This window comes from Antrihabitans cavernicola (genome assembly GCF_008297975.1).
GTDB lineage: Bacteria > Actinomycetota > Actinomycetes > Mycobacteriales > Mycobacteriaceae > Antrihabitans > Antrihabitans cavernicola.
The window spans coordinates 1-11814 of record NZ_VLNY01000012.1 but is presented as its reverse complement, the minus strand read 5'-3'; the positions used below and the strand labels follow the sequence as shown (position 1 = coordinate 11814).

The following is an 11814-nucleotide window of genomic DNA, read 5'->3' as shown; positions in this document are numbered from 1 at the left end:
GGAGAGAACGCGCTGGTGGCTACTGCTCGGTCAGCACGAACAGCGGGATCTGTCGATCGGTCTTCTTCTGATAGTCGTCGTACGAGGGCCACACCTCGACGGCCCGAGCCCACCACGCCGCCTTCTCGTCACCCGTGACCTCGCGCGCCGTGTAGTCGTTCTTGTCGGCGCCGTCCTGCAACTCGACATGGGGCTCTTTGACGATGTTGTGGTACCAGACAGGATTCTTCGGAGCGCCACCCAACGAGGCGAGGACGGCGTACTCGCCACCGTGCTCCACCCGCATCAACGGGGTCTTGCGAAGCTTCCCCGTCTTGGCGCCCTTGGTGGTGAGCAAGATGATCGGTTTGCCTTGCATGGTGTTGGCTTCTTGGCCGTTCGACTGCTCGAATTTTTCGGCTTGTTCGCGCGCCCAGTCGGACTTGCTTGGTTCGTATTCTCCTGTGAGTGGCATGGCATCCAGTCAACTCTCGCCAGTTGATCTTGGCCACCCCAAGTTTCGGCGCGCCGAAAGTTCGGTAGACCGAAATCTCGAACGGGTATAGCCTGAACACGAAAGATCAGCTTCTCGAACAAGACGAGGAATGCACATGACGACAGCGGGCATGGAGACGACAACCCGGCAGTCGCGCGTCGTCGACATCGCGGGCACCGCATGGCCGCTCTACAAGATCGAAGCGCTGGTCGTCGGTCTGCTCGTCTTCGTGGTCGCAGTGGTCGTCGTGCAGTCGCTGCAGGTCGCTGTACTCAGCTCCGCAGCCATCGCGGCCGTCGTCTGGCTCGCCGGTCTAGCCCGCCAGGCAACCGGGACCGAGTAGCGCCTTCAAGTCCCCCATCAGCGCCGACGATGGGGTCACCCGCAAGCTGTCGTCCAATTTCAGTGTTGTGGTCCGCGCATTGCTGATCAGACGCAGGTGCACATCTGCGGTGCCCGGGTGGCTGGCAAGTACCCGCTTGAGCGCCCCCACCTTGTCGGCAGTGCACAGCCGCGTGGGGATGCTGACCGCGACCGGCTTGGCGACACCGACCGCCGACAGATCGGGAACAGCGAGGTCGTTGGCGATCAACGATGTCCGGTCGTCACGTACCGACACCCGCGCTTTGACCAGCACCACGGAGTCTTCTGTGACGTCCATGCCGTAGATCGAGTAGGCCTGCGGGAAGAACAGCACCTCCACCCCGCCGGTCAGGTCTTCGAGCTGAGCCGATGCCCAGGCCAGACCGTTCTTGTTGATCCTGCGGTTGACCGTGGTGAGGATGCCCCCGACCACCACCTGGGCGCCGTCCTTGACTTCGCCTTCCAGAATCGTCGGGATCGGCGTATCAGACTGGGCAGCGAGAACGTGCTCGATACCCATCAACGGGTGGCCGGAGACGTAGAGCCCGAGCATCTCCCGTTCGAGCGCGAGGCGATGCTTGGACTCCCACTCCTCGTCGGGCACGCGCACGTCGAACACCGACGACACCGATGCGTCCGCGTCGTCGCCGCCGAACAGATCGAACTGTCCGATCGCCTCGGCCTTCTTGGTGCCCATCACCGCGTCGATCGCGTCGGCGTGCACCAGCAGCAGACCCTTGCGCGGATGGCCGAGCGAATCGAAACCGCCTGCCTTGATCAACGATTCGGTGACCTTCTTGCTGCAGGCCGTTGCGTCGATCTTGTTCAGGTAGTCCGAGAAGTCGGTGAACTTCGACTTCTCGGCGCGGGCGGCGACAATCGACGCCACGACGTTGGCGCCGACGTTGCGGACAGCGCCGAGGCCGAACCTGATGTCGGTGCCGACGGAGGTGAAGTTGAGGACCGACTCGTTGACGTCGGGCGGCAGGACGGTGATGCCGAGCCTGCGGCAGTCGGCGAGGTAGACGGCGGACTTGTCCTTGTCGTCGCCCACGCTGGTGAGCAAGCCTGCCATGTACTCCGCGGGATAGTTCGCCTTCAGGTACGCCGTCCAGTAGGACACCAGGCCGTACGCGGCGGCGTGCGACTTGTTGAACGCGTAGCCGGCGAACGGAAGGATGGTGTCCCACAGCGCCTTGATCGCTGCCTTGGAATAGCCGTTGGCGACCATACCTTCCTCGAAGCCCTCGAACTCGGCGGCGAGCACTTCTGCCTTCTTCTTACCCATTGCTCGACGCAGAATGTCTGCTCGACCGAGCGAGTAGCCGGCCACCTTCTGCGCGACGTGCATGATCTGCTCTTGGTAGACGATCAGACCGTACGTCTCACCGAGGATCTCCTTGAGTGGCTCCTCCAGCTCCGGGTGAATCGGCTTGACCTCTTGGCGACCGTTCTTGCGGTCGGCGTAGTCATTGTGCGCGTTCATGCCCATCGGGCCAGGGCGGTACAGCGCGCCGACGGCGATGATGTCCTCGAATGCGTTGGGCTGCATACGCCGAAGAAGATCGCGCATCGGCCCGCCGTCGAGCTGGAACACACCGAGGGTGTCGCCGCGGGCGAGCAGATCGAAGGTGAGCTGATCGTCGAGTGGCAACGCGTCGAGGTCGATGTCGACGCCACGGTTCGTCTTCGCGTTGTCGATGGCATCACCGAGCACGGTGAGGTTGCGCAGACCGAGGAAGTCCATTTTCAGTAGGCCGATGGCCTCGCACGACGGATAATCCCAGCCGGTGATGATCGCGCCGTCCTGCGCACGCTTCCACAACGGGATCGCGTCCATCAGCGGCTCGGACGACATGATCACCGCGCAGGCGTGCACGCCCGCGTTGCGGATCAGACCCTCCAGGCCCTTTGCCGTCTTGTAGATCTTGGCGATATCGGGATTGGAATCGATGAGGCTGCGAACCTCGACGGCTTCCTTGTAGCGCTCGTGATTCGGATCGGTGATGCCGGACACCGAAATGTCTTTCGCCATGATCGGCGGTGGCAGGGCTTTGGTGATCTGATCGGCGATGGCGAAACCGGGCTGCCCGAACTGCACGCGCGCGGAGTCCTTGATGGCGGCCTTGGTCTTGATGGTGCCGAATGTGATGACCTGCGCGACGCGGTCACTGCCCCATTTCTCGGTGGCGTAACGCACCATCTCGCCGCGACGGCGGTCGTCGAAGTCGATATCGATATCCGGCATCGACACGCGTTCCGGGTTGAGGAACCGCTCGAACAACAGGCCGTGCGGCAGCGGGTCGATGTTGGTGATCCGCAGGGCGTAGGCGACGAGCGAGCCTGCCGCCGAACCACGACCGGGACCCACGCGAATGCCGACCTCGCGGGCATGGCTGATCAGGTCACCGACCACCAGGAAGTAAGCGGGGAAACCCATTTCCAGGATGACGCCGATTTCGTAATCGGCCTGATCGAGGTACTTCTTCGGCACGCCGTCCGGGAACCGCCCCCGCAGACCGAGCGCCACTTCCTTGCGCAGCCACGTCGCCTCCGTCTCCCCTTCCGGCACAGGGAAGATGGGCATCCGGTCGCGGTGCTGCCACACCTCGTCGTACGGCTGCACGCGTTCGGCGATCAACAGCGTCGAATCGCATGCGCCGGGCACCTGGTCGTCCCAGAGCGCTCGCATCTCCGCCGCGGACTTGAGGTAGTAACCGTCGCCGTCGAACTTGAAGCGCGCCGGGTCCGACAGCGTTTTGCCGGTCTGGATGCACAGCAGCGCCTCGTGGTTCTCGGCGGCTTCCTTGGTGACGTAGTGACAGTCGTTGGTGGCCAGGGGGCGGATGCCCAGCGTCTTGCCGATCTCCAACAGGCCTTCGCGAACCCGTCGTTCGATCGATAGGCCATGGTCCATCAGCTCGAGAAAGAAGTTCTCCTTGCCGAAGATCTCCTGCCACTTCGCCGCGGCTTCCAACGCCTCGCGGTCGTGGCCGAGGCGCAGCCGGGTCTGCACCTCACCCGACGGGCAGCCGGTGGTGGCGATGATGCCTTCGGCGTGCTCGGCGATGATCTCTTCGTCCATGCGAGCCCACTTGCCGAGCTGACCTTCCAGCGACGCTTTCGAGGAGAGCTTGAAGAGATTGCGCAGGCCCTTCGCGTTCTCGGCGACCATCGTCATGTGGGTATAGGCACCGCTGCCCGAGACGTCGTCGGACTTCTGGCTTCGCTCGCCCCACAGGACCCGCTTGGTGTCGTAGCGCGACGCCGGTGCGATGTAGGCCTCGATACCGATGATCGGCTTGATGCCGTGCTTGCGAGCCGAGTTGTAGAACTCCGACGCGCCGTACATGTTGCCGTGGTCGGTCATGCCGACCGCGCTCATCTCCAAGCGCTGCGCCTCGGCGAACAGAGGCGAGATCTTGGCCGCACCATCGAGCATCGAGTACTCGGTGTGGTTGTGCAGATGAACGAACGAGTCAGGCAAAGCGAATCCCTTCTGGGTATCGAGCGACTGTGATTCTAAGGGTGCCTACCGACAGGATCATGAGGCGCGCTGCGGCGTGACAGATGTGACGTTTGAGGTTCTACGGGCACGTCGAACCCTCCGCACCGAGTCGCTGGTGAACACCACCAACGCCACCCAGATCAGCGCGAAACCGATCCAGCGGGACGCAGGCATGTCCTCGTGCAAAACCGCTACTCCCCATGCCATCTGGAGTGCCGGCGTGAGGTATTGCAAGATCCCCATCGTCACCAACGGCAGCCGCTGGGCAGCCGCGCCGAAGAGGAGCAGCGGGACCGTGGTGATCGGCCCGCACGCCATGAGCAGCACCGTGTGGCCCACGCCGTCGCCGAAGGTTCCGGCCCCTGTAACCGCGAGAAATATCACGTAGCCCAGCGCGAAAGGGGCAGCGACGATGCCTTCGGCGGTGAGGCTGCGCAGCGGGTCGAGCGGCACCACCTTCTTCACAAGGCCGTAGGTCGCGAACGAACACGCAAGGATCAGGGCGATGTAGGGCGGCTTCCCGTAGTCGACTGTGATGACCACAACCGCGACAGTCGCAAGCACCAGGGCTATCACCTGCGCTCGGACCAGTCGCTCACGAAAGAGGACGACGCCCAATAGCACGCTGACCAACGGGTTGATGAAGTAGCCCAACGCGCACTGCACCACCTGATCGGTACCGACGCCGTAGACGTAGACGCCCCAGTTGATCGCGATTGCCAGCGACGCCCCCGCGACAAGGAGCCACGTCCGCGGCGCAATACCTCGCAGGCGGCCGAGCTTGCCGGCAACGACGAGCACCGTCAGCATCACGACGAGTGTCCACAGAATTCGGTGGGCGAGAACCTCGGCAGCACCGGCGAATGCGAGCAGACCGAAGAACGCAGGAAACGCACCCCACAGGACGTAGGCGCCTGACCCGAACGCCATCCCCGACGGAGCTGGGAGCGAGGATTTCGACGTCACTTGTAGACATTAGCGCGGACCTCGGACACCGAGTCGGCCACAATCGACACGTGCCCGGCATCGCAGTGATCGTGGTCGTCGTCGTGTTGCTGGGCGCTGCGATCTACGCGTGGATGCGCACCCGTCGAGTCCTGACGACGCCAGCCGAACGGGCCGTGCATGCCACCCTGCACACCGCCTCGTTGGCGGCCAGACCGTTGCGTCGCGGCGTCGACGAAGAGTCGGCCGTAGCGGCGGCACCGCATCTGCGTGTCCTCACGGGCGCCGCCGCGTTGGGCATCGCCGATCGCGACGGCGGCCTGCTGGCCTGGGACGGACCGTATCGCGATCTCGCCGACCAGTTCGTCGCTGCCGCGCGCAGGGCGGTCGACGGCGGGCGACGGGTGTTGATCTCGAACCCGACGGGCAACGATCCCGCGGTGCGCGCCGTGGTGGCGCAGCCGTTGCTGATCGACGGTTCCGGCGTGGTCGGCGTGCTGGGCGTGGTCACAACGGTGGCACCCGGTCCCGGCACGCTCGCCGCTGTGACCGAGGTGGCGCGATATGCGTGCAGTCAGATCGAGCTAGCCGAACTCGATGCCTCTCGGGCTCGGTTGGATCGTGCCGAGGTGCGCGCACTGCGCGCTCAGATCAGTCCCCACTTCATCTACAACGCGTTGGGCACCATTGCATCGTTCGTCCGTACCGACCCCGACCGCGCACGGGAGTTGATTCTCGAGTTCGCCGACTTCACTCGCTACTCGTTCCGGTCTGCCGGCGAGTTCACGGTGCTTTCCGAGGAACTGCGCAACATCGACCGCTACCTGACCTTGGAACGCGCACGATTCGGCAATGCGCTGCAGGTTCGGTTACAGGTGGCGCCCGAGGTGCTCAACGTGGTCTTGCCGTTTCTCGCGCTGCAGCCACTGGTGGAAAACGCCGTTCGACATGGCTTGTCGGGGAATTCCGACGGAGGGACGGTGAGCATCGTGGCCGCGGATGAAGGCACCGACTGCGTGATCAGCGTCGAGGACGACGGCGTGGGAATGGACCCGGAGCTCCTGCGATCCGGGGCATTGGACGCTGTGGTAACCGATACAGCAAAGCCCGGAACCAGCGAATCGGCGCATGTCGGACTCGCCAATGTCGACGATCGGCTGCGCGCCGCCTTCGGCAACGACTACGGGTTGGTCGTCGAAACAGCACCCGGTGCGGGCACCAAAGTCAGTATGCGGGTGCCCAAGTTCAGGGCAGGAGTCAGGGCGTAGCGCGGCCCCGCCGACGGAAGGGCCTAAATTGGACATGCTGTGACTCACACCACTCGACCGACGTTGCTCGACGTGCTCGCCGTCGACGACGAGAAGCCGGCGCTCGACGAGCTGGTCTTCCTCCTGCGCGCGCAAGACTGCGTCGGCGAGATACACGGTGCGAGCGATGCGACGACGGCGCTGCGGCTGTTGCGTGTAAAGAGCGTCCACGCCGTGTTTCTCGACATCAACATGCCGGGCTTGGACGGACTGGAGCTTGCGGGGATCCTGTCGGAATTCGCTACGCCGCCCGCAGTGGTTTTCGTTACGGCGCACGATGATCGGGCCGTCGACGCGTTCGACCTCGGTGCCGTCGACTACCTCCTGAAGCCGTTGCGGGAGGAGCGACTCGCCCAATCCATTCGGCGAATCCTCGCGACACGGCAAACGGCGCCCGCGCCGGACAACGATGCCGACGAGGTGATTCCGGTCGAGCTGGGCGGCGCAACGACGCTGGTTGCCAGATCGAGTGTCGGCTGGGTGGAAGCCGACGGCGACTACGCCCGGTTGCACACGAGGTCCGGCTCTCACCTCGTTCGCATTCCGCTCTCCACGCTGGAAACCCGCTGGGAGAACGCTGGTTTCACGCGAGTGCACCGGTCGTATCTGGTCGCGGTTGAGCTCGTGACCGGCATCCGCAGCGTCGGAACCGGGTTGGTGGTGTGCCTCCGTGCGAACGGCGACTCCCCCGCCGTCGAGTTGCCCGTCAGTCGCAGGCACACCAGAGCTGTCAAGAATCTACTGATTCGCCCGAGGCATGTCCGATGAACGTTCCGGAACCGCAACGGTCGCGGGTGGTGCTGTCCCAACGGCGCGGCGCACGAATGGTTCGAACCCGTGTCGAGGTGCAGGAGCACACGGAGATCGGCGACGCGATGATTCGCGGGCTCATGCGCGCTCAGCTGGGACTTGCGGTGCGGCTAGCACTGGTGACCGCGTGCACGCTCGGTGCAATTCCTTTGCTGTGCAGTGTGTTTCCCTCGTTGAGCTCGATTGTCGTGCTCGGCATTCGGCTGCCGTGGTTGGTACTCGGAGTATTGGTCTATCCCCTGCTGTTCGGCCTCGGCAGGCTCTACGTCCGGCTGGCCGAACGCAACGAACAAGACTTCACCGACCTGGTCGACGACTGAACATGAGCGGCAACGGCATTCCACTCGTCACCGTCTTCGCGCTCGTGGCCGCAGCATTGGCCACGATCGCCATCGGCATCTACGGAGTACGCCTTGCCCGTACTACATCGGACTTCCTCGTCGCCTCGCGCAGCGTCGGGCCGCGCTGGAATGCTGCAGCGATATCCGGTGAGTACCTCTCTGCCGCTTCGTTTCTGGGTGTCGCCGGCCTGATTGCGAAGTTCGGCACGGACGCACTGTGGTATCCGATCGGGTTCACTGCCGGCTATCTCGGACTGCTGCTGTTCGTCGCAGCACCGCTCCGACGGTCCGGCGCGTACACCGTCCCAGATTTCGCCGAGTTTCGGCTCGGCTCGGCGCGTCTGCGTTCTCTCGCGATGGTTGTAGTGGTCGTGGTGTGTGCGCTGTATCTGATACCGCAATTCCAGGGCGCTGGCCTGACACTGAACATTCTTCTCGGCGTTCCGGATTGGGTCGGGGCAGTCGCTGTCGGAGCAATTGTGATCGCGAACGTCGTCGGCGGCGGTATGCGCTCGATCACGTTCGTGCAGGCATTCCAGTACTGGCTGAAATTGACAGCAGTCGCGATACCGGCACTGGTGCTGCTCGCGCATTTCTACGGCACCGACGACCGCGAACTGGGATCGCCTGCGCCCCCGACCATCACGCAGCGAACGACAGTGGACATCACGACGGACGTCGTTGTCCAGGTTGCCGCGCCGGCGCAGGTTTCCGCACACGGCACCATCGACAGCGCAACAGTCGACGGATCGTTGGTATTGACTCCCGGTGAGCACACGTTGTCGTCGGGAACGGCGGTTGTGTTGGAGGCAGGCGCAACGGTCCCAGTCGTCGCAGGTGCCCCGGCCGACGGAGCGCAATGGCTGCGGCCCGGCAACGGATTCGGCGGTACGCACCCGATGTACCAGGTCTACTCGTTGATACTGGCGACGTTCCTGGGAACGATGGGGCTGCCGCACGTACTGGTCAGGTTCTACACGAATCCAGACGGGAAGTCGGCCCGCGCAACGGCTTTGGCGGTGATCGGCCTGCTGAGCGTCTTCTATGCGTTCCCCACTCTGCTCGGAGTGTTCGCACGCCTCTACGTCCCGCAGTTGCTGATCACCGGAACATCCGATGCGGCAGTACTTTTGCTGCCCGGCTCGGTGCTGGCGGGATTGCCTGGACAACTGCTCGCGGCCTTGGTCGCTGCAGGCGCGATTGCCGCGTTTCTGTCCACGTCGTCCGGGCTGCTCGTCAGCATTGCGGGCGTGCTGAGTACCGACGTCCTCCGCGGCCGTGTTCGCGACTTTCGAATCGCGGCACTGATCGCGGGTGCGGTACCGCTCGCCCTGTCGATTTCGGTGGTGTCCCTCGATCTGTCCCGGACGGTCGGATTGGCCTTCGCGGTTGCCGCGTCGACCTTGTGCCCGCTGCTGGTACTGGGGATCTGGTGGCGCGGGCTGACGCCGGCGGGGGCTGCGACCGGGTTGGTCGCGGGCGGGCTGGTCGCGGGTGGCGCGACCGTGGTGTCCGTACTCGGCGGTTCGTCGGCCACGGTCTGGAACGGGTGGCTCTCGGCAGCGTTGAGCTACCCGGCCGCGATCAGTGTGCCGCTCGCATTCGTGTCGATGGTCCTCGTTAGCAAAGCAACCCGACGCCAAGTGCCCATCGACATCGGCCGCATCTTCACGCGCCTGCACGCTCCGGAGCGGCTCGGGATGGGCAGCGATCGAGAGTTGCGGCTGTAGTTCTGGGTGACTGCCGTGCTGGCTGACTGCCGTTCGTCGTTCCGCACCGACCGTTCGTCGCACAGTCGAACAGCTCACCGAACGGTGCCGTCGTAGCCATTCTGATGTGACATGGGTCTCACTACCGTCGGACGCACCCCGCCCGATCCCTGTTCTGCAAGGAGCCTCACCGTGACCACAGCCGACCTCGACGCGTCAGCGAGGCAGCCGGAGCGAACGCCGGATGCGCAGGCGTTCATCGATATGCAAGCCAGCCCGGAGTTTCAGGAATTGCGACACCGCTTGCGCAGCTTCGTGTTTCCGATGACCGCATTCTTTCTGCTGTGGTACGTGGCGTACGTCCTGTTGGGGGCATATGCGCACGACTTCATGGCCACCAAGGTGTTCGGCAACATCAACCTCGGCTTGCTGCTCGGGCTGGGCCAGTTCGTCACGACGTTCGTCATCACGGGCCTCTACGTCAGGTTCGCGAACCGCGAGCTCGACCCTCGTGCAGCAGCAATCCGTGACGAACTCGAAGGAGTCCAGTCGTGAGGACACTGGCCGCCGACACCACAGTCGGTAACCCGATCGCCAACATCGCGATCTTCGCTGTGTTCGTGGCGATCACGATGGTCGTGGTCATCCGCGCCAGCCGCAACAACAAGAGCGCGTCGGACTTCTTCACCGGCGGCCGCGCGTTCTCCGGCCCGCAGAACGGCATCGCCATCGCGGGCGACTACCTTTCCGCCGCAAGCTTTCTCGGCATCGCCGGAGCGATCGCCGTCTACGGCTACGACGGCTTTCTCTACTCGATCGGCTTCTTGGTCGCGTGGTTGGTTGCGTTGTTGTTGGTAGCCGAATTGCTCAGGAACACCGGCAAATTCACTATGGCCGACGTGTTGAGCTTCCGCCTGAAGCAACGCCCGGTACGCATGGCGGCGGCGCTGACCACGTTGACGGTGTCGTTGTTCTACCTGCTCGCTCAGATGGCCGGCGCAGGCGGTCTGGTCGCCCTGCTGCTCGACATCTCGAGCAAGGCAGGGCAGTCCGTGGTTATCGCGGTGGTCGGCGTGCTGATGATCGTCTACGTGCTGGTCGGTGGAATGAAAGGCACAACCTGGGTGCAGATCATCAAGGCCTGCTTGCTGATTGCCGGTGCAGCCGTCATGACGGTCTTGGTGTTCGCGAAGTTCGGCTTCAATCTGTCCGAGATCTTGGGGTCCGCGCAAGAGACGGTATCGAAGTCGTCGAGCGAATCGGTTGCGGCACGCGACATGCTCGCCCCGGGTGCGCAGTACGGCGGCAGCGAAACGTCGAAGCTCAACTTTCTGTCGCTCGGCTTGGCCTTGGTTCTCGGCACGGCGGGCTTGCCACATGTGCTGATGCGGTTCTACACGGTTCCGACTGCGAAAGAAGCGCGCCGCTCCGTGGTGTGGGCCATCGCGCTGATCGGTGCGTTCTATCTCTTCACTTTGGTGCTCGGCTACGGTGCCGCGGCCATCGTGGGACCGGACAAGATTCTTGCCTCGGCAGGCGGACAGAACTCTGCTGCACCACTTTTGGCGTTCGAACTCGGTGGAGTAGTACTGCTTGGCATCATCTCTGCGGTGGCATTCGCAACGATCCTCGCGGTGGTTGCAGGTCTCACGATCACGGCGTCGGCATCGTTCGCTCACGACGTGTACGCCAGCGTCATCAAGCGTGGCGATGTCGACGAGGCGAAGCAGGTACGGGTGTCTCGGATAACGGCCGTGGTGATCGGCATCATGGCAATCGGTCTCGGCATCCTCGCGAACGGCCAGAACATCGCCTTCCTTGTTGCTCTCGCCTTTGCCGTCGCGGCCGCCGCGAACCTACCGACGATTCTCTACTCGTTGTTCTGGAAGCGGTTCAACACGACCGGCGCGTTGTTCAGCATGTACGGCGGGCTGATTTCGACGATCGTGTTGATCGTCTTCTCCCCAGCGGTATCCGGCTCGAAGACGGCGATGATTCCCGGCTCGGATTTCGCGTACTTCCCACTCTCGAACCCGGGCATCGTGTCGATCCCGTTGGCGTTCATTCTCGGCATCGTCGGCACCCTTGTCGCCAAGGATCACGACAACACCGCGAAGAATGCCGAGATGGAGGTGCGTTCCTTGACCGGCGTCGGCGCCGAAAAGGCTGTGGTGCACTAGCTCCCACATCGGACCGACCGGGCGGGCATCGCCAAATTGGTTGTGCTGCAGCATTTGTGCGCGTATTATCGAACCTATGTTCGACACCTTGCCGATGCGGATACCGGGTGACACCTCACCCGGCGCCGCGGCGACGGAACACATCTCGGAGATGCTGGTCAACCGAACCCAGGAAA

At 63.7% G+C, this 11814-nt stretch carries 10 protein-coding genes; 7 read left to right on the top strand and 3 right to left on the bottom strand.

The window, feature by feature from the left end:
• Window positions 1-19 precede the first annotated feature (19 nt).
• Window positions 20-454 carry a nitroreductase family deazaflavin-dependent oxidoreductase gene (locus FOY51_RS20525; RefSeq protein WP_149432134.1) on the bottom strand — a complete coding sequence of 145 codons (435 nt, stop codon included), beginning with the start codon at window positions 452-454 and terminating at the stop codon, window positions 20-22.
• 136 nt (window positions 455-590) lie between these two features.
• Here FOY51_RS20525 and FOY51_RS20520 point away from each other — a divergent pair, with 136 nt between their 5' ends.
• On the top strand, window positions 591-818 hold the full coding sequence (locus FOY51_RS20520; protein ID WP_149432133.1) for a hypothetical protein: 228 nt from the start codon (window positions 591-593) through the stop codon (window positions 816-818).
• Here the strand turns inward: FOY51_RS20520 and dnaE are convergent.
• Window positions 789-4325 (bottom strand): DNA polymerase III subunit alpha, encoded by a 3537-nt coding sequence (dnaE, locus tag FOY51_RS20515; protein ID WP_149432132.1) that lies wholly within the window; start codon window positions 4323-4325, stop codon window positions 789-791. The genes FOY51_RS20520 and dnaE overlap by 30 nt on opposite strands.
• Before the next feature lie 57 nt (window positions 4326-4382).
• Window positions 4383-5276 (bottom strand): EamA family transporter RarD, encoded by an 894-nt coding sequence (rarD, locus tag FOY51_RS20510; protein ID WP_149432239.1) that lies wholly within the window; start codon window positions 5274-5276, stop codon window positions 4383-4385.
• Window positions 5277-5425: 149 nt separating this feature from the next.
• On the opposite strand from rarD, the gene FOY51_RS20505 reads away from it, so the two are divergent.
• The 6 genes from FOY51_RS20505 to FOY51_RS20480 all read left to right on the top strand — a co-directional run bounded on the left by FOY51_RS20505 (window position 5426) and on the right by FOY51_RS20480 (window position 11638).
• Window positions 5426-6559 carry a sensor histidine kinase gene (locus tag FOY51_RS20505; protein ID WP_149432238.1) on the top strand — a complete coding sequence of 378 codons (1134 nt, stop codon included), beginning with the start codon at window positions 5426-5428 and terminating at the stop codon, window positions 6557-6559.
• A gap of 39 nt (window positions 6560-6598) precedes the next feature.
• Window positions 6599-7366 (top strand): LytR/AlgR family response regulator transcription factor, encoded by a 768-nt coding sequence (locus FOY51_RS20500; protein WP_235916567.1) that lies wholly within the window; start codon window positions 6599-6601, stop codon window positions 7364-7366.
• On the top strand, window positions 7363-7728 hold the full coding sequence (locus FOY51_RS20495; RefSeq protein ID WP_149432131.1) for a DUF485 domain-containing protein: 366 nt from the start codon (window positions 7363-7365) through the stop codon (window positions 7726-7728). Before FOY51_RS20500 ends, FOY51_RS20495 begins: the two co-directional genes overlap by 4 nt.
• 2 nt (window positions 7729-7730) lie before the next feature.
• Window positions 7731-9479 carry a sodium/solute symporter gene (locus FOY51_RS20490; protein WP_149432130.1) on the top strand — a complete coding sequence of 583 codons (1749 nt, stop codon included), beginning with the start codon at window positions 7731-7733 and terminating at the stop codon, window positions 9477-9479.
• Between the two features lie 171 nt (window positions 9480-9650).
• Entirely contained in the window at window positions 9651-10013 is a 363-nt protein-coding gene (locus FOY51_RS20485) for a DUF485 domain-containing protein (protein ID WP_149432129.1), read from the top strand.
• On the top strand, window positions 10010-11638 hold the full coding sequence (locus tag FOY51_RS20480) for a monocarboxylic acid transporter (RefSeq protein ID WP_149432128.1): 1629 nt from the start codon (window positions 10010-10012) through the stop codon (window positions 11636-11638). Before FOY51_RS20485 ends, FOY51_RS20480 begins: the two co-directional genes overlap by 4 nt.
• The last annotated feature ends 176 nt before the right edge of the window (window positions 11639-11814 follow it).

What these genes read in the sequence shown, in the direction of transcription:
- rarD (WP_149432239.1), bottom strand. Translation starts at nt 5,276, where the DNA reads ATGGCGTTCGGGTCAGGCGCCTACGTCCTGTGGGGTGCGTTTCCTGCG.
- FOY51_RS20490 (WP_149432130.1), top strand. Translation starts at nt 7,731, where the DNA reads ATGAGCGGCAACGGCATTCCACTCGTCACCGTCTTCGCGCTCGTGGCC.
- FOY51_RS20495 (WP_149432131.1), top strand. Translation starts at nt 7,363, where the DNA reads ATGAACGTTCCGGAACCGCAACGGTCGCGGGTGGTGCTGTCCCAACGG.
- FOY51_RS20505 (WP_149432238.1), top strand. Translation starts at nt 5,426, where the DNA reads ATGCGCACCCGTCGAGTCCTGACGACGCCAGCCGAACGGGCCGTGCAT.
- FOY51_RS20520 (WP_149432133.1), top strand. Translation starts at nt 591, where the DNA reads ATGACGACAGCGGGCATGGAGACGACAACCCGGCAGTCGCGCGTCGTC.
- FOY51_RS20525 (WP_149432134.1), bottom strand. Translation starts at nt 454, where the DNA reads ATGCCACTCACAGGAGAATACGAACCAAGCAAGTCCGACTGGGCGCGC.